The organism is Streptomyces sp. NPDC023541 (assembly GCF_055559995.1).
The window spans coordinates 362,778-378,858 of record NZ_JBVHJO010000002.1; the positions used below are offsets into that span (position 1 = coordinate 362,778).

Consider the following 16,081-nt stretch of genomic DNA (forward strand, 5'->3'; position numbering starts at 1 on the left):
ATCCTCATCGTCACCGCGTACGCCCTTATCCGAGCCCGCGAACGCTCCTGACGCGCTGAAGATCGCCCCCTCAGTTCCCTTTATGCACGCCCACCCCTGCCCTGAATGCCTATAGAATAGGCATTTGGAGGGGATGGGCGGGCCTCACCTACCCAGGAGTCACCGTGAAGCGACACGAACCCGCCTCCATACCCACCCACGAGCACCACCTCGGCGCCATGGCCCTGCTTCTCTTCGTGCACCAGCCAGACGAGCGCCACCTGAAGGCCGCACTGACCAACGTCGAAAAGGCCCTCGACCGCAGCTGGCGAGACCGCCCGGACGACCTGGCGAACCTGCCCCTGGCCCAGTACCGGGACCTACTGCGCTACTTCGCCGCACCTCAACTGCTCGACCTCGCCTTGCAGCTCGTCGGTCCCGATGCCGTCCCCCGCCTGGCCAGCGAGGCCAGCGCCCACCTCGCCGCACTCCTGACCCTGTACCCCCCGCGCCCCATCTGGTGGGTCACCTTCCGCGCCGATGGCAACACCATCCGTCCCGTGAGCGCCGAGCAGCCGCCAGTCGGAGGAGCCGCACACGACAGCCGACTCCGGCAGATCGCAGACGACGGCCTCGCTGTCGCCGCAGTCAACGCCACCTCCAAGGAGGACGCCCTCCGCGAGATGACCCGCATGTGGAACCAGTTCGTGGCGCACGGAAGCCCCACCGGCCGCCCGCTCGACCACCAGTGACCCCCAGGTGGGGGCGGCTACGGATCGGCCACCCTCACCCTCACCGAGAGAGACGCCATGCAGCTCGACCTGTTCAGCGAAGACCAGCCCCGCAAGGCCCCCGCATCCACCCCGCCGGCCACCTTCCGAGCGGCGCTGCCTGACCTCCCCCCTCCGCCAGCCCCCGTCACCATCGCCATCCCTGCTCGCCGCCCGCACCAGGCCGCCGCGCCCACCCCGCCCCCACCCCACCCGGCGAACCGGCACTACGTACCCCTCCAGCGCAACCCCCACCACGCCGCACACGACATCGCCCAAGCCGTCGAAGCTGCCTGGCATGGGGCCCACGGCGGCAACCGACTGGAAATCCCCGCGGGCGTCGTCGCAGCCCTCGCCCTGTGGCCGCTGCGTGGCCCGGATGCACCCCTGGCCGCCCACTGGTGGCTTGACCTCAACGACGAGGACTTCCTCGCCGCCCTCCGAGAGTGCTGGGCCAGGTGGTGGATCCAGCGCCCCGACCTCATCGATCGCGCAACTCTCCTTCACCGGTGGCTCGACGACGAGCGCCCCGAGCCCAACCGCATCAAGGCCGTCCGCGCGGTGGCCCGCGCAGCCCTGACCGGCGGGCTGCTTCACCTCGCCAGCGCCGCACCCGACTTCCAGGGCAGCTCCGATGCCGACGTGCTCGGCGCGGTCATTACCGTCATGAGGTCCCACGGTGCTCGCGAGGCGCTGGCGGAGATCTACACACCACCGGAGCTCAGCGAGCTGATGGCGCGGATTCTGCTCACCGACGAGCCGCCGACCCCGGGGATGAAGTTCAACGACCCGTGCAGCGGCACCGGGGGGATGTACCGCGCCGCAGCCCAGCACATGCGCGAGCAAGGGCTCAATCCCCACGACTTCGGCTGGGCCATGACGGACATCGACCCCCTGGCCGCCGCCGGCGCGGCCGTCAACGCGATCTTGTGGGACCTCGGCCCGCACGTCCTGGTGGCCTGTGCCGACACGTTGACCGAAGGTGACCCGTACGTTCGCGCGGCGGCCGAGTGGCGGGAGTCGCATGCGCGCCGGGACCGGATGGTGGAGGGTGCCCAGTTCCTGGCGCGCATCCGCCGCCTGGAAGCCACCCTGACGGGCGCCGCTTAGGGTTCTGACCTGCTCAAACTTCTTGTGGCACGTTCTTGTGCCCCCCGTGAACGCCTATAGAATAGAAGTAACGAAAGGGAGGGAACCCCATGAACCGCAACCAGGCCGTCGCCGTCCAGATCCACGCCGACCGCTACACGATCATCGGCGACAACATCCTCATCGCCCCCAGCGACGACGACGTCCGCCGCGTCAAGGCCCAGCTGACGCCCAACCGAGACGGCGACGTCACCATGCACCTCACCCTCATCCACCCCGACACCGGCCTCATCGACGCCATCGAGGTCGTCTACGGCCGCAGCGCCCCCGCCACCCGCTTCGCCGGCGTCGTCGACGACTACATCGGCTTCTGGTTCGGCGACCAGACCGGCACCTACCCCGAGCTGTAACACCACCCAGCGGGCCCGCCCCACCCCGGGGCGGGCCCCCGCATGACCTCTTGGAGACCGAAGTGCTCATCAACGACGAAGCCACAAGGCAGGTCGCCGAAGCCGTCTGCAATGCCCTGGGCATCGGATTCAGCCTTCGCGACACAGTCCTCGCCAACGGGGCGGCCGAAATGGGATACCCGGACGGCCGCGTCCTGGGCTTCCGCCCCATCTTCGGCGGCGCCTTCGTCCAGCTGTGGATCATCGGAAACGCCAAGCCCGCCGGCGAAAGCGAACCTCCCACCCTCGGCCTGCTCGACGGCCAGCTCTACCACGCAGCCATCTCCCTCATCGATGCCGAGGACACCGACCCGGCGGACCTCATCCTCGAGAAGCTCACCAACGACCTCCTGCCCGCCTTCGAGTTCAAACCCCACTACGTCGGCCACCGACCGTGGGAGGAGGCGTTCAGCCATGCACTCGCCGCCGCAGTGGCTGAGTCGCATGCAGAGCCCGCGTCGACGCCCACCCCGAAGCCCACATCTGATGCTGGCCAGGAACCTGAACCCGGTGCGGGTCGGGATCCGGAATCCACGTCGGCAACCGAGCCCCACGCGGGCAGCAACCCGCCGACGAAGCCCGAGCCCGAGGCCAAGAGCCCCAACGCCACTCGGAGGAAGACACCCGCCGCCCGGAAGCCGAGGCGTCGGCCTGCGGCCGCAGCCGAACCCGCATGAGCGCGGCACAGTGGCCGCTCCGTCTGGCCCACTCAACTGCGACACCCCCCCACTACCCGTGAGGCAGGATGACCGACATGAGCGAGCCGCTGATCCACGAACTCGAAGACGACGCCACACCGCGGTTGGACAGCCACACGTACAACGCCGGGGGCGTGGGTGTTCGACGCGACCTGGTCGACGCTGTGCTGGCCGCGTGGGCCAGGATCTCATCGGCAGGTGATCCCGCCGAGCCCCTGAAGAACGTCAACGCTGCAAGCATCACTGGGGTCGACAACCTGGCCAGACTTGCGGCTGAGGCAGTTGTCCAACAGATCACTAGGCCGTAATCGGTTCGCCCACTAAGCTCAGTACCGACACGCGAACCGGCCTGTTGAAGGCCACGAGGCTCCGCTCCCCGAGTACGGGGGGCGGAGCCTCGCTGCGTTGGAATGAGAATCCGCTGCGCTGTAGTTCGGAACTCGCTGGTTGAGCGGATGTGGGCTCGTCTGCCTGAGCGGAAGCGACCTGAAGTGGACCGTCCGGGGACGGCGAGGGGACACAAGGGCAGGAAGAGACAGGCAAAGAGTGGAGCAAACTGACACGTCGCGGCGCGTCTGACCTGCGAAAACGGCATAGATCGGAGTCAAGCCGCACAGGCCGCCAAGATCCCGAGAGGACTCATAATCCGTCGGCCGTGGGTTCGAGTCCCACCCGCCCCACTGCGAGCCGCAGGTGCAGAAACGATCGCACCTGCGGCTTTGGCGTTTTCCGGGGCTGCCGGGCCGTCAGGCGCGCTCGCCCGGTGGCTGCGCCCGCAAGGGGCCGAGCAGGCGGCCGAGCAGGCGTTGACGAGCAGCGGCAGGACGTCGGGGGCGACGCAGGGACGCGGCGGGGCGCGTCGCGCAGGGTCTCGACCGGCCGCGTCCCGTCCTGAGGCGCGGGCGCGCCGACCGCGCGCCCGCGCCTTGGGGGGTTTCCTGGGGAGCGGCCCGTCAGAAGTCCTCCGTTTCGTCCACGAGGTGGCGCAGGACGTCCGTCAGGTCCTGGCGGCGGGCGTAGGCCGCTCGCTGGCGGTGGGCGCCCGAGCCGTCGCGCAGGAGGGCGGCGAGGGTCTTGGCCGCATGGTCCAGGTCGCCGGCGGCGGCCAGTTCCGGGGCGACCAGGTCCAGCAGGGCCTCCGCGAGGTCGGCCGCCGGGAGTTCCGCGCCCGTGTACGGGTCGAGGCCGAAGCCCTCCAGGCCGTCGTGGGCCGCCCGCCAGCGCGCCAGGCGCAGTACGTCGTCCCGTACGGCCGGCTCGGGGCGCTGCTCGCGGATCTCGCGCAGCGCGGTGGCCACCAGCGCGCGGGCCAGTTCGGCCTGCAGGACCGCCGAGTCGACGTCCGGGGACATGTCCGGCGCCCGGAACTCCAGCGTCGGCCAGTGCCCCGAGGGGCGGAGGTCCCAATAGACCATCTTGGTGTCCAGGGCGGCCCCCGAGCCGAGCAGGGTCTGCACGGAGCGCCGGAAGTGGGCCGTGGACGTGAAGTGCGGAGGCGGACCCGCCGAGGGCCAGCCGGACCAGGCCATCGCCCGCCAGCTGGAGTGGCCGGTGTCCCGTCCGCCCCAGAACGGCGAGTTGGCGGCCAGCGCGATCAGCGTGGGCAGCCATGGTCTGATCCGGTTGGACACCGCCACCGCCGTGTCCACGTCGAGCGTGCCGATGTGGACGTGGCGGCCGCAGCTGACCAGGGTGTCGGTGAGCGCGCCGAAGCGGCGGTGCTGCTCGCGCTGGCGCGGCTCGTCATCCGTCAGGTGCAGCGGCCCCTCCACCGCGAGGACCGGCGAGGGCGCGGCCAGGAGCCGGCAGCCGTGGGCGCGGGCCGCCCGCCCGAGGGTGCGCCGCAGCGTGACGAGTTCGGCGCGCAGCGAGGCCGCCGAGTCGGCAACCGGGGTGGATATCTCCACCTGATAGCGGGTGCCTTCGGGGTGCATCTCGCCCGGCAGCCCGGCGGCCGTCGCCAGGACCAGCGGGGCGGCGGGGACCACCCGGAGCGTGCGGGCGTCGACGAGCAGGAACTCCTCCTCGACGCCGACGGTGAGGGGCACGGTGGGGCGCACCGTCTTCTGCGTCGTACCGGTGCTCGTGGTGCTGTTGCCAGGTTCGATCACTACGCCTCCCTGGACATACGAGTCTTTTCATCATGAGCTGAACCCGAGGGGAGGAGCGCACGCCGATTCGGTCAAATGTCCGGTGATAGTGGCGAGTTACCGGCAATAAGCCCTCTGCTCCGGGAGCCCGGAGCAGGGTGGGGCGACTGTTGCCGGTGTGCGAAGAAGGCGGACGGCGCCCTGGGGGCGCCGACGGGCTGATGCTTATCATCCGATGTGACTCGTACTACTGAGCCGACCCGCCCCCGGCGGCGAATATTCGCCGACCTCACCCCGCTGAGCGCGTCCCCGGACTACCGGAGACTGTGGCTCGGCGGAACGATCTCCTGGGTCGGCCAGGCGATGACCGCCCTCGCGATCTCCCTGCAGGTCTACGACATCACCCGGTCCAGCTTCGCCGTCGGTCTGGTGGGGCTCTTCTCCCTCGTCCCGCTGATCGTGTTCGGTCTCTACGGCGGTGCCGTCGCCGACACCGTGGACCGGCGCAAGCTCGGCCTCTACAGCTCCCTCGGCGCCGCCGCACTGTCGGTCCTACTCGCTGCGGCCGCACTGCTCGGCTACCACCGCGTCTGGTTCCTGTACGCCGTCGTCGCGCTCCAGGCCGTCTGCGGGGCGCTGACCGGACCGGCGCGCTCCGCCATGATCCCGAGGCTGCTGCCTGCGGAGCAGCTGCCCGCGGCCAACGCCCTGAACTCCGTGACCATGACCTTCGGCACGATGGTCGGCCCCGCCCTGGGCGGGCTGATCGTCGCCGTCGGGGGCTACGAGTGGGCGTATCTGATCGACGCCGTGACCTTCACCGCCGCGCTCTACGCGATGTGGCGGCTGCCGTCGATGAAGCCGGACCGGGCCGAGGGCGCGCGGGGGAGGGCCTCCGTCGCCGACGGACTGCGCTTCCTCGGCACCCGGCCCAACATCCGGATGACGTTCTTCACCGACATGGCCGCGATGGTGCTGGCCCAGCCGAAGGCGCTGTTCCCCGCCATCGCCCTCCTCTGGTACGGCGACGAGGCGACAACGGTCGGCCTGATGGTGGCCGCGATCGCCGCCGGGGCGCTGATGGGCGGTCTGTTCTCCGGCTGGCAGTCCCGCATCCGGAGGCACGGGCTGGCGATCCTGCTCGCCGTCGCCGGATGGGGGTCGGCCATCGCGGTGTTCGGCCTCACGCGGAACCTGTGGCTCGGCCTGTTCTTCCTGGCCCTGGCCGGCTACGCGGACACCGTCTCGATGGTGTTCCGCACCACCATGCTGCAGGCCGCCACCCCCGACGACATGCGCGGGCGCCTCCAGGGCGTCTTCATCGTGGTCGTCGCCGGCGGGCCCCGGCTCGGGGACTTCCTCGCCGGGACCGCCGCCGACCTGACCTCCCCGGCCGTCGCCGTCACGTGCGGCGGACTGGCCTGCGTCCTGGTGGTGGGTCTGCTGGCCCTGAGATGGCGCAACTTCGCCCGCTACGACGCCGATTCGCCGCAGCCCTAGGGAGTGTCGTCAAAGTGGCGTCGGCCGCCCGAAGGGCGGGGCAGGCCCCGCCGGGCAGGCGGGACTTTGAGGACACGACCTAGCGGCTGGGTCCTGCTGGTCAGCGACGACAACGAGCCGGCCCAGCAGGTGCCACGGTCCTACCGGATCGAACTCCGGCTGCGGGCCCGCCCCTCTAGCGGGTGTCCTCCGGGCCGACGATGCCGCGGGCGACGCCCAGCGCCACCAGGTCCTGGGGCCGGATGCGGAGCTGGTCCGCCGTGGCGGGGGCGGCCGACGGGGGGCGCTTGAGGATGGCCGCGGCCAGTTCCGGGGCGATGACCGAGAAGTAGCTGTCCGGGGTCACCCAGGTGTTCCCCGGCGCGGCCAGCGCGAGGGCGCCGCCCGAACCGCCCTCGCCGATCAGGAGGGTGGTGACCGGGACGGTGGCCGCCGCCAGCGCCGCGAAGGTGTCGGCGATGGCGGCGCCCGCGCCCGCGTGCTCGGCGGCGGCGTCGTTGGCCGCGCCCGGCGTGTCCACCAGGGTGAGGACGGGGACCCCGAGCCGGTCCGCGAGGCGGACCACGCGGGCGGCCGTGCGGTATCCCGCCGGGCGGGTGGCGGTGCCGCACTGGGCGGCGTAGGCCACGGCCCGGCCCTCCCGCAGCCCGAATCCGCACAGCATGCCCGGATCCGTGCCGCCCGCCCGGTCCCCGGAGAGGTGCAGGCGGAGCTCGAAGTACGCGTCCAGGTACGCCTCGGCGTGCGGCCGGCCGGGGTCGCGGGCCTGCCGTACCGCGTCCCAGCCGGTGTCGGGCGGTCGTACGCCGGCCAGCGCGGCCGGCGGCTCGACCGGGCCGCCGGAGCGGGGCGCGGCCAGGACGCGGAGCCAGTTCGCGAGGGTGCCCGGCAGGTGGACGGCGGGGACCACGGCGTCCACGTGGCCGGCGGCGTACTGCCCCTCGGCGGTGTAAGCCGCCGGGTCCGCGTCCGCCGGACGGACCCGGGACCCGGCGAAGCCGACCTGTGCGCCGGGCAGCGCGAGGACGACGTCGGCCCCGGCCCCGAGGGTGGCCCAGCCGCCGCCGGTGGTCGGATCGCGCAGCACGGCGAGCTGGGGGAGTCCGGCGGCCCGGGTCAGGACGCTCTGGCGGGCCACGCGCTGCAGCTGGGTCAGCGCGAGCATGCCCTCCTGCATGCGGGAGCCGCCCGTGGCGATGAGCGAGACCAGGGGGAGGCGCCTCTCGCGGGCGTGCGCGTACGCGGCTTCGAGCCGGTCTCCGGTGCGCCGGCCCAGCGAGCCGCCGAGGAAGCCGAACTCGAAGGAGACCAGGACGGCTTCGCGGCCGCCGATGCGGGCGGTGCCGGTGACGACGGACTCGTCTTCGCCGGTGCGCTCGGTGGCGCGGGCACGGGAGTCGTCGTAGCCGGCCCAGGCCAGCGGGCCGTCGGCGGGGGACTCCCCGCGGGGTGCGGGGAGCTCGGTGAAGCTGCCGGTGTCGGTCACGGAGGCGATGGCCGCGCGGGCCGAGAGTCGGGTCGTCGTCACGGGTTCACCCCAGGTCGGATAGGCCGAAGTCGTGTCCGGGCGACAGTACTTCGGCCGGGGCCCGTGCCGTCAGCGCAGGAACTGGACGGCGTACAGCGCCCGATGGCCGCGGCCGGGGAGGCGAGCAGGAGCCGGAGCGCGGTCTCGGGCAGCCGGGGCTGGATCCGGGCGCCGAGGTGTCCGCCGAGCAGGCCGCCCGCCCCGCACGACGGCGCCAGGGCCCGGTCCGGGGCGACGGAGCCCGTGGCGGCGAGGGAGAGCAGTGCGTACGTGGCCGCGCCGACGACCGAGGTGACGAAGCCGCGGCGAGCGCGGCGAGCGCGGCGGGGGCGACGGTGGCGACCGGCGTTCCGCGGCCGACCAGGATCGGGCCGAGGAGGGAGCCGCCCCCCGATTCGCGGGCCGGACGACCGTCAGGGGAGGGGCAGGGCGATCTTCACCGCGTAGGCGGCGACCAGGCCGTAGCCCAGGCGGAAGGTCCAGACGCGGGCGGTGGCGGAGATGCGGGCGCCCGTGAGGGCGCCGAGGGCGACGAGGGCCTGCTGCCAGAGGAGGGAGGCCGCGCCGACGCCGACGAGGAAGGCGGCCCCCGCCGGGCCGGAGCCGAGGGTGGCGCCCTGGGCGGTGGTGAGGGCGGCGAAGTAGAGGGCGGTGGTGGGGTTGACCGCGGTCAGGGCGGCGTAGCGGGCGAAGGTCGTGGCGGGCCGGAGGCCGGTGGCGGTCCGCGCGGCGCCCGAGGTGCCGGCGGCCGCGCCCGGGCCGTCCGCCCCGGGCGCCGGCGGGACCGCGTACTTCGGGCGGGCTCCGGCGAGGCCGTGGGCCGCGATGGCCAGCAGGATCGCCGCCGAGGCCAGCCGGACCCACGCCTCGACCGGGGAGATGTGGGAGGCCGCCCAGGGGCCGACGGCCGTGGCGAGGGCCGCGTAGCCGAGGTCGACCGCGGCGATGCCGGTGGCCGCGGCCATCGCGGTCCGGCGGTGCCGCATCGCCTCCTGGAGCAGCAGCACGCTCATCGCGCCCATCGGCATCGCCACGCCCAGACCGGCGGCGGCGCCCGCCAGAGCCGGCGTCATCAGTTCGCTCATGCGGGGAAGCGTCCTCCTGCACCCCCGCGGTACGAGCACGAGTATCGGCTCGGACTGCGAGAATCGCGGCATGGACCGCCTCGACAGGGAAATCCTCGGCATTCTGCAGCAGGATGCGCGGATCTCGTACCGCGACCTCGGAGCCCGCGTCGGCCTCAGCGCCAACGCCACCGCCGACCGGGTGCGGCGGATGCGCCGGGAGGGGGTGATCCGCGCGTTCACCGTCGTGGTGGATCCGGCCGCCGACACCGCCGGCGGCCTCGTCGTCTTCATCGACGTCACCCTGCGCCAGGACACCACCAACGAGGAGTTCGAGCGCCAGGTCGCCAAGCTCCCCGGGATCACCGAGGTCGTCCACGTGACCGGCGCGCACGACTACCTCGTACGCGCCCGGGCGGCCGATCCCGCCGCCCTCGACGGTCTGCTGCGCCGCCTGAAGCGGGAGGCGGGGGTGGCCCAGTCCAACACCCGGATCGCCCTGCGCGCGGCCAACCGCCCGGGCCGGCCCTGACGCGGGGCCCGCGTCAGAGCGCCGACTCCCACGTCACCGTCGTGCCCCGCGTCCCCGATTGCGTGCGGCCGTCGTCCGTCACCGTCAGGCGGACCCGGGCCGGGGACGCGTCGACCAGCACCTCGATGGCGGTGACCCCGCTGCGCCGGTGCGCCGCGGCCAGGGCGCCGCGCAGGGCCGTGAGCAGGTCGCCCGCCACGGCCGCCGGGAGCAGGGCGTCCACCGCTCCCGCGAAGTGCACCGACGGCTGGAAGCCGAGCAGGAACGCCGCGCCGCCCGTCTCGCGCAGGACCCGTCCCCGGCAGGTGGTCGGGGCGTCGGTCGGCGGCTGCTGGAGGGCGAAGACGGCCGTGCGGACCTCTTGGATCGTGGAGTCCAGCTCGTCGACGGCGCGGGTGAGTTCGTCGCCGACCGTGTCCCCGTGGGGCGCGTTCTCGGCGCGCCTGCGCGTGCTCTCCAGCATCATCTCGGTGGCGAACAGCCGCTGGACGACCAGGTCGTGCAGGTCCCGCGCGATCCGGTCGCGGTCCTCGTACACGGCGAGCTGCTCCCGGTCGTGCTGGGCGTCCGCCAGTACGAGGGCCGGCGCGGCCTGGGAGGCGAACTGCGAGGCGAGCAGCCGGTCGACGGCACTCGTCGGACCGGTCGGCGGGCCTCCCGTGCCCTTCGTCCGTCATCCGGCCAGCGGGTTGAGGACCATGGGGGCGATCTTCCCTTCGAGCATCGCGCCGAGACCCATGACGGCGCACACGTCGGGCCGTTCGGCGATGGCGACGGGCATTCCGGTGGCGTCCCGCAGCATCTGGTCCAGGCCCGGCAGCAGGGCGCTGCCGCCCACCATCATGATTCCCCGGTCCGTCAGGTCGGCCACCAGGTCGGGCGGGCAGTCCCGCAGCACCTTGCCGATCCCGTCGAGGACGGCGGTCAGCGGCGTGTGGATGGCGTCCCGCACGGCAGCGGTGTCCACGTGGACGGAACGCGCCAGTCCGGTGGCGACGTCACGGCCGTGGATGAGGGTGGAGGCCGGCCCCCCGGAGGTGAGGCCGTTGCCGTGCAGGGCCAGTTGGAGCGGTCGGACGGCCTGGCTGGGCAGCATCAGCTCGTGCGCGTGGCGCAGGTGCTGGACGACGGCGTGGTCGATGGCCTCGCCGCCGACGGGGATCCGCTGGGCGGTGACGATCGAACCGAGGGAGAGGACGGCGACCTGGGTGGCCGCGGCCCCGCACACCATGATCATCGTCGCGGTCGGCTGCTCCACGGGCAGTCCGCAGCCGACGGCCGCCGCGATCAGGGTGTCGACCAGTTCGACACGCCGTGCGCCGAGTCCGACCAGGGTCTCCACGGCCGCCCGCTGGGCGAGGGGGTCCGCGTCGTGCGGGGTGCAGGCGGCGGCTCGCAGCCGCGGCTTGCGCCGCAGGGCGCGCCGCAGCTTCTCGCCGAGGAGGTGGCGCAGCATCCGCTGGGCCATCTCGATGTCGACGACGGTGCCGCCGGAGACGGGGCGCACGACCCTGATGTAGTCGGGCGTGCGGCCGGTCATCCGCTCGGCGAAGGTTCCGACGGCGATGAGTGCGCCGGTGCGCGTGTTCACCGCGGCGACGCTGGGTTCGTCGACCACGAGGCCGGCGCCCTTGACGTACACGCGGGTCCTGGCGGCCCCCAGGTCGACGGCGACGTGGCAGCGGCGCAACTGCTCAAGACTGACGGTCACGGCAGAACCTCCCGAGAGCGCTGACGCAAGAGGACCGGCGGAAGTGCCGGTCACTTTCATATCATCCCGGGTATTTCGGACTATTCGCCCGTTGGAATGCTCCGGCCGGGGGTGCGTCGCGGCTGCATGGGGGTGGATTTCTGTACCGACAGGCAGCAGCATGCCCGCACTGCACGCGCTACTCGCGCGTAACAAGGTAAGGGGGAACCGATGCTGACGGCCCGACAGGGACCGATCGTGCTCCTGGCGCTCTGCCTGGCGCTCGTGGCACCCGCCGCGGCCCATGCCGCCGGCCGGGGACCGGCCCCCGCTCCTGACCGGGCATCACCGCGCAGCCCGGTGGTCTTCGTGCACGGGTACAACGCCGGCCCGGGCGTCTGGGGGTCCCTCCGTGCCGACCTGCGCGCCGACGGGTACACCGACGCGGAGCTCTTCTCCTTCGGCTACGACACCCACCAGTCCGTCAACGAGGTCCTCGCCGGCCGGCTCGCCGCCTACGTCGAGCAGGTCCGCCGGGAGACCGGCGCCGCCAAGGTCGACCTCGTGGCGCACTCCTTCGGCTCGCTGGTCAGCCGCTGGTACGTCAAGTTCGGCGGGGGCGCGGCCGCCGTCGGCCACTGGGTCTCGCTGGCCGGGCCCAACCGCGGCACCTCCACCGCCTGGGCCTGCGCCCTGTGGGACCAGGCGTGCCGGGACATGACCCCCGGCTCGTACGTCGTGAAGAACCTGGGCGGCGGGGACCCGACCCCGGGCACGGTGAGGTACGCGACCTTCTGGTCGAACTGCGACGAGGTGATCAACCCCGACGACAGCGTCCCGCTCCTGGGCGCCAGCAACACGCCGGTCGGCTGCCTGGCGCACAACGACCTGCTCGGCGACGACGGCACCTCGGCCGCGGTGCGCGCCTTCCTCACCTCGTAGGCGCGCATCCGAACGGCCCCGTCCTCGAACTGGGACCGGAAGGTCCGGTCGTACCGGCGCCCGCCGGCTGCCCGGTCCCCGGGCGGGCGCGGCCCCACGCCCCGCCGGGGTCCTCCGCGCCGCTGGTCCTCGCCGCGCCCGGGTCCCTGTCGGTCGGCGCGGGTACGTGACGGCCGGGTACGCGCTGTCGCCGCTCCGGCGGATCGCGCACAGCGCCCGAAAAGCCCACCGCCGGGAAGTGTCCGCAAAGCAGCCTCGGCCGCCCGAAGGGCATGCGTGCCAGGCCCCGCGGCCAGGCGGGACCATGACGACACGACTTAAGGGGTGTCCACGCGCTGGAGCAGGCCGTAGGTGAACTCGGCCACGCAGGGCCGGCCCTGCGCGGTGAAGGCGAGGCGCCAGCGCGTCGGCGCGGTGCCCTCCATCGGCCGGACCGGCGCGAAGGCCCGTGCCACCTCGTCCACCGTCGCCGACCAGGGCAGCAGGTCGCCCGGCGACTCCAGTACGGGCCCCCGCGCACCCGGGGCCCGTACGAGCCACTCGTTCCACACCGCCCCGTCCGGAGCCGCCAGAACCTCGAACCGCAGGTCCGGCCAGAGCGGCAGCGGCCACAGCAGGGCCTCGCACTCCAGGTCGCCGATCGTGCGGTGCTCGGCCGACTCCGGTGCCCCGAGCACCGAGCGGTACCGGGCCAGCGCCCCGCGGGCGCGCGGCGAGCGCACCATCGCCTGCCAGCGCTTGTTCGCCTCCCGCTGGTCCGCGAGCGAGGCGCCCAGCCGGCGGCGGGCCTCGTCGGCGAGGTCGGGCTGGAAGTCGGCCATCCGCCGCAACAGCACCAACTGGAACCCGGCCGGCCCGAAAAATGTCATGGAGGGAACGATTCCACACAGGATCCTTACGTTCTCGGGATCCGGATGTTGCCGCACACGGCGTAGCCTGCGGGCGCCATGAACTATTGCCACGCCTGCCGGAGGCACCTCAACGGCGCGCTGGCGTGCGCCGGATGCGGAACGCCTGCCGAGTACCTGATACCTGCCGCGCCCGCCGCCGGGCCGCCCGTCGTGGAGGGGCCCGCCGCGGACCCGCCGGCCGCGCTGGCCGATGTGTTCGCGGACTCGCTCGTGGTGCTCTCCACCCCGAACGAGCGCAGGGCCGGCGCCCGGCGGCGGGCCGCGAACCGGCGCCGTCGCCGGACCGTGGTGACCCTCTCGCTGGGCGTGCTGCTCGCGGCCGCGGGCTCCGTGATGGTGGCGGGCATGGCGGCCGACGGGGAGCGCACCGACCGGGCCTCGACGGTGGTGCTGACCGACGACGGCCCCCAGCAGCCCGCCCCGCTGCCGGACATGCCGACGGCCGGTGCGCCCACGGGCTCCGGCAAGGCCACCGCGAAGGCCGGCGGCTCGACCACGAAGAAGTCGGGGACCGGGGCCCCCTCCGGCAGCGCCGGGCAGCCGGAGGCGACGGAGGCCGTGTCCGACCCGGGCCCCTCGGCGTCCGGGAGGGCCTCCCGCAGCCCGGGCCCGAAGCCCTCCGTACAGGGCGGCGGTTCCGGCTCACCCTCGCCGGGCGGCACCGGCGGCAGCCAGAAGCCGACACCGACCCAGTCCCAGAGCCCCGCCCCCACGCCCACGCCGACGAAGGACTGCTGGCTGTTCTGCTGGTTCTAGGGGCCGGCCGGTCAGGCCAGCATCCGCTTGAGCAGGTCGCGCAGCACGGCCCGCTCCGCCGGGGACAGCCCGGCCAGGGGCTCGCGCGCGAAGTCCAGCGACTCGCGCAGCCGCTCCGCCGTCCGCAGGCCCTCCTCGGTGGGGGCGGCGAGCTTGACCCGCCGGTCGGCGGGGTCCGGGCGGCGCTCCACCAGGCCCCGGCCCTCCAAGCGGTCGATGATGCCCGTCACGTTGGACGGCTCGCACCGCAGCTTCTGTGCGATGCGCCGCATGGGCGTCGGCTCCATCGCGAGCAGGTTCAGCACCTTGGCCTGGGCACCGGTCAGCTGATGGCTGGCCGCCGCGTGCTCGTACTCCATGTGGTACCGGGTCACGACGTCACCGATGAGTTCGACGACCTCGACGGTCACTGGGTCTACACGACGACTGGGCATGGATCCAGAGTAACCATTTACTTGACAACATGAAATATCCAGGCGCATGGTTGTTTCACCTAGTGAAGCAATTTGGTTCTTACCAGGAGCGCCGCAATGCCTGAGATTCCCGCCGTGAGCCGCGAGTGGCACCTCGTCCGTCGCCCGCAGGGGTGGCCCGTCGCCGAGGACTTCGCCCTGCGCGAGGTGCCCGTGTCCGCCGAACCCGCCGCCGGCCGGATCCTCGTGCGCAACCTGCACATGTCCGTCGACCCGTACATGCGCGGCCGGATGAACGACGTGAAGTCCTACATCCCGCCCTTCCAGCTCGACCGGCCCATGGACGGCGGCGCGGTCGGCGAGGTCGTCGCCTCCAACGCCGAGGGCTTCTCCGCCGGCGACCACGTCCTGCACGGCCTGGGCTGGCGCGAGTACGCGGAGCTCGACGCGAAGCACGCCACCAAGGTCGACGCCTCCCTCGCCCCGCTCTCCGCCTACCTCGGCGTCCTCGGCATGCCGGGCCTGACCGCCTACGCCGGCCTCTTCGAGGTCGCCTCCTTCAAGGAGGGCGACTCCGTCTTCGTCTCCGGCGCCGCGGGTGCGGTCGGCGGCCTCGTCGGCCAGTTCGCGAAGATCAAGGGCGCGTCCCGGGTGATCGGCTCGGCCGGCTCGGACGAGAAGGTGACGCTCCTCACGGAGAAGTACGGCTTCGACGCCGCCTTCAACTACAAGAACGGCCCCGTCGCAGAGCAGCTGCGCGCGGCCGCCCCCGAGGGCGTCGACGTCTACTTCGACAACGTCGGCGGCGACCACCTGGAGGCGGCCATCTCCTCCATGAACGTGGGTGGCCGCGCCACCCTCTGCGGTGCGATCGCCCACTACAACGACACCGAGGTCGCCCCCGGCCCGCGCAACCTCATGCAGGTCATCGGCAAGCGGCTGCGTCTGCAGGGCATCCTGGTCAGCGACCACGCCGGGCTCCAGCAGCAGTTCGTCCAGGACGTCGCCGGATGGCTGCGCTCCGGTGAGCTGCGCTACGACGAGACGGTCGTCGAGGGCGTCGAGAACGCCACCTCCGCCTTCCTCGGCATGCTCCGCGGGGAGAACACCGGAAAGATGATCGTTTCCTTCACCGGTTAGGCTCACCCCACGACCGTCGTGACCGTGGGCGCGAGTCGCGGCGATTACCAGGAGGAACATTCTTCATGTCCATCCAGCAGTCCGACGTCGCGTACACCGCCGTGGCCACCGCCGAGAACGGCCGCGACGGCCGCGTCGCCACCAACGACGGCCAGCTCGACGTCGTCGTGAACCCGCCCAAGGAGCTCGGTGGCAGCGGCGCCGGCACCAACCCGGAGCAGCTCTTCGCCGCCGGCTACAGCGCCTGCTTCCAGGGTGCTCTGGGCGTCGTCGCCAAGAACGTGAACGCCGACATCTCCGGCTCCACGATCACCGCCGAGGTCGGCATCGGCAAGAACGACGAGGGCTTCGGCCTGATCGTCAAGATCTCCGCCGTGATCCCGAACGTGGACGCCGCCACCGCCAAGGAGCTCATCGAGAAGGCCCACGAGGTCTGCCCGTACTCCAAGGCCACCCGCGGCAACATCACCGTCGAGCTCGCCGTCTGATCCGGCAGCCGCACGGCGGAGGCCGCACCCCGAACGGGGTGC

At 72.7% G+C, this 16,081-nt stretch carries 17 protein-coding genes and 2 pseudogenes; 11 read left to right on the forward strand and 8 right to left on the reverse strand.

The features are described from left to right. Positions 1–164: 164 nt before the first annotated feature. From ACZ3X1_RS05660 to ACZ3X1_RS05680, 5 genes are all read left to right on the forward strand, one after another. Positions 165–731: a hypothetical protein gene (locus tag ACZ3X1_RS05660; protein ID WP_467276968.1), complete on the forward strand. Its 567-nt coding sequence runs from the start codon at positions 165–167 to the stop codon at positions 729–731. A 57-nt stretch (positions 732–788) separates the two neighbouring features. Beyond that, positions 789–1,859 (forward strand): N-6 DNA methylase, encoded by a 1,071-nt coding sequence (locus ACZ3X1_RS05665; RefSeq protein WP_467276971.1) that lies wholly within the window; start codon positions 789–791, stop codon positions 1,857–1,859. An 89-nt stretch (positions 1,860–1,948) separates the two neighbouring features. Then, a complete protein-coding gene (locus ACZ3X1_RS05670; protein WP_467276975.1) occupies positions 1,949–2,248 on the forward strand; it encodes a hypothetical protein in 300 nt (99 codons plus the stop codon). Positions 2,249–2,298: 50 nt separating this feature from the next. Beyond that, positions 2,299–2,964, forward strand: coding sequence for a hypothetical protein (locus ACZ3X1_RS05675; RefSeq protein ID WP_467276977.1), 666 nt, complete (start codon positions 2,299–2,301; stop codon positions 2,962–2,964). 77 nt (positions 2,965–3,041) lie between these two features. After that, positions 3,042–3,293, forward strand: coding sequence for a hypothetical protein (locus ACZ3X1_RS05680; protein ID WP_467276981.1), 252 nt, complete (start codon positions 3,042–3,044; stop codon positions 3,291–3,293). A gap of 645 nt (positions 3,294–3,938) precedes the next feature. On the opposite strand, the gene ACZ3X1_RS05685 is transcribed toward ACZ3X1_RS05680, so the two are convergent. Further along, positions 3,939–5,096: a carboxylate-amine ligase gene (locus tag ACZ3X1_RS05685; protein WP_356810382.1), complete on the reverse strand. Its 1,158-nt coding sequence runs from the start codon at positions 5,094–5,096 to the stop codon at positions 3,939–3,941. Between the two features lie 216 nt (positions 5,097–5,312). On the opposite strand from ACZ3X1_RS05685, the gene ACZ3X1_RS05690 reads away from it, so the two are divergent. Then, complete coding sequence (locus tag ACZ3X1_RS05690) at positions 5,313–6,575, forward strand: MFS transporter (RefSeq protein ID WP_467276985.1); 1,263 nt, start codon at positions 5,313–5,315, stop codon at positions 6,573–6,575. Positions 6,576–6,750: 175 nt separating this feature from the next. On the opposite strand, the gene ACZ3X1_RS05695 is transcribed toward ACZ3X1_RS05690, so the two are convergent. The 3 genes and pseudogenes from ACZ3X1_RS05695 to ACZ3X1_RS05705 all read right to left on the reverse strand — a co-directional run bounded on the left by ACZ3X1_RS05695 (position 6,751) and on the right by ACZ3X1_RS05705 (position 9,188). Then, positions 6,751–8,103, reverse strand: a complete 1,353-nt coding sequence (locus tag ACZ3X1_RS05695) for a carboxyl transferase domain-containing protein (RefSeq protein WP_467276987.1) — start codon at positions 8,101–8,103, stop codon at positions 6,751–6,753. Positions 8,104–8,172: 69 nt separating this feature from the next. Continuing rightward, positions 8,173–8,494: pseudogene (locus tag ACZ3X1_RS05700) on the reverse strand (TSUP family transporter); the annotation flags it as partial. Between the two features lie 22 nt (positions 8,495–8,516). Beyond that, positions 8,517–9,188: a hypothetical protein gene (locus tag ACZ3X1_RS05705; RefSeq protein WP_467276990.1), complete on the reverse strand. Its 672-nt coding sequence runs from the start codon at positions 9,186–9,188 to the stop codon at positions 8,517–8,519. Positions 9,189–9,258: 70 nt separating this feature from the next. Here ACZ3X1_RS05705 and ACZ3X1_RS05710 point away from each other — a divergent pair, with 70 nt between their 5' ends. Then, the gene (locus tag ACZ3X1_RS05710; RefSeq protein WP_356810378.1) at positions 9,259–9,699 is read left to right on the forward strand and encodes an Lrp/AsnC family transcriptional regulator; all 441 of its coding nucleotides are present in this window, start codon (positions 9,259–9,261) and stop codon (positions 9,697–9,699) included. Positions 9,700–9,712: 13 nt separating this feature from the next. Here the strand turns inward: ACZ3X1_RS05710 and ACZ3X1_RS05715 are convergent. Together ACZ3X1_RS05715 and ACZ3X1_RS05720 are read right to left on the reverse strand one after the other, a co-directional pair. Next, positions 9,713–10,339 (reverse strand): annotated as a pseudogene (locus ACZ3X1_RS05715) (sensor histidine kinase); the annotation flags it as partial. Between the two features lie 33 nt (positions 10,340–10,372). Continuing rightward, positions 10,373–11,410, reverse strand: coding sequence for a rod shape-determining protein (locus tag ACZ3X1_RS05720; protein WP_030037471.1), 1,038 nt, complete (start codon positions 11,408–11,410; stop codon positions 10,373–10,375). A 210-nt stretch (positions 11,411–11,620) separates the two neighbouring features. Here ACZ3X1_RS05720 and ACZ3X1_RS05725 point away from each other — a divergent pair, with 210 nt between their 5' ends. After that, positions 11,621–12,331, forward strand: a complete 711-nt coding sequence (locus tag ACZ3X1_RS05725; protein ID WP_467276994.1) for an esterase/lipase family protein — start codon at positions 11,621–11,623, stop codon at positions 12,329–12,331. Positions 12,332–12,648: 317 nt separating this feature from the next. Here ACZ3X1_RS05725 and ACZ3X1_RS05730 read toward each other — a convergent pair whose 3' ends face one another. After that, positions 12,649–13,200 (reverse strand): RNA-binding protein, encoded by a 552-nt coding sequence (locus tag ACZ3X1_RS05730; protein WP_467276996.1) that lies wholly within the window; start codon positions 13,198–13,200, stop codon positions 12,649–12,651. Between the two features lie 78 nt (positions 13,201–13,278). On the opposite strand from ACZ3X1_RS05730, the gene ACZ3X1_RS05735 reads away from it, so the two are divergent. Then, positions 13,279–13,998 (forward strand): SCO2400 family protein, encoded by a 720-nt coding sequence (locus tag ACZ3X1_RS05735; RefSeq protein ID WP_467276998.1) that lies wholly within the window; start codon positions 13,279–13,281, stop codon positions 13,996–13,998. A gap of 11 nt (positions 13,999–14,009) precedes the next feature. On the opposite strand, the gene ACZ3X1_RS05740 is transcribed toward ACZ3X1_RS05735, so the two are convergent. After that, the gene (locus ACZ3X1_RS05740; RefSeq protein WP_356810373.1) at positions 14,010–14,432 is read right to left on the reverse strand and encodes a MarR family winged helix-turn-helix transcriptional regulator; all 423 of its coding nucleotides are present in this window, start codon (positions 14,430–14,432) and stop codon (positions 14,010–14,012) included. Between the two features lie 96 nt (positions 14,433–14,528). Between ACZ3X1_RS05740 and ACZ3X1_RS05745 the strand changes: the two genes are divergently transcribed. Next, entirely contained in the window at positions 14,529–15,551 is a 1,023-nt protein-coding gene (locus ACZ3X1_RS05745) for an NADP-dependent oxidoreductase (RefSeq protein ID WP_467277001.1), read from the forward strand. 65 nt (positions 15,552–15,616) lie between these two features. Then, positions 15,617–16,039, forward strand: a complete 423-nt coding sequence (locus ACZ3X1_RS05750; protein WP_356810371.1) for an organic hydroperoxide resistance protein — start codon at positions 15,617–15,619, stop codon at positions 16,037–16,039. Positions 16,040–16,081 lie beyond the last annotated feature (42 nt).